General features: G+C 36.3%; 1 protein-coding gene. It reads right to left on the bottom strand.

Annotated features, from left to right (window positions below):
- The coding region (locus DAHG_RS21310; RefSeq protein WP_034456152.1) for a hypothetical protein at nucleotides 1-496 on the bottom strand (496 nt) is incomplete at both ends.

Below are 496 nucleotides of genomic sequence, written 5' to 3'. Positions count from 1 at the left end.
GTACCGTCTTCGTTGTTGTAACCCCAGTTACCGTTACCCATGTCATACCATCCAGCTACTGCTGTAGTACCTAAGTTATCAAATGCTTCACGTAAGTTTTCAATCTTAGTTTCTGCAGCTCTAACAGTTTTCGCTTCTGTTTTAGTCAGATTATCTTCATAATCTCCGCCTTTAGTTAATTCGTAGATAGCATCTTCAGCAGCTTCTAAAGTTTTCTTATCGGTTGCTTTGATATTTGCAGGTGTAATCTTAGCAATAGCTGTTGTTACTGCCTCTAATGCTTCAGCTACTTCATTCATTTGCTTTTCAACTAAGTCGTAACCAAATAAACCTTCTTCTTTATCTACTAAAGCATATAGGTATCCAGGGAAAGTATTGTTGAATGTACTTCTCTGAGCACTCGTTGAATTAGTAGTGTAATCAGATTTATTTACATAATAGTTACCCACTTTTCTAGTTTCCATCGTGTAAATTGAATCCATTACTTCTTCTTTGG

Source organism: Dielma fastidiosa (genome assembly GCF_000313565.1).
In the GTDB taxonomy this organism is placed as follows: domain Bacteria; phylum Bacillota_I; class Bacilli_A; order Erysipelotrichales; family Erysipelotrichaceae; genus Dielma; species Dielma fastidiosa.
This window is presented reverse-complemented; position numbering and strand designations above follow the sequence as displayed.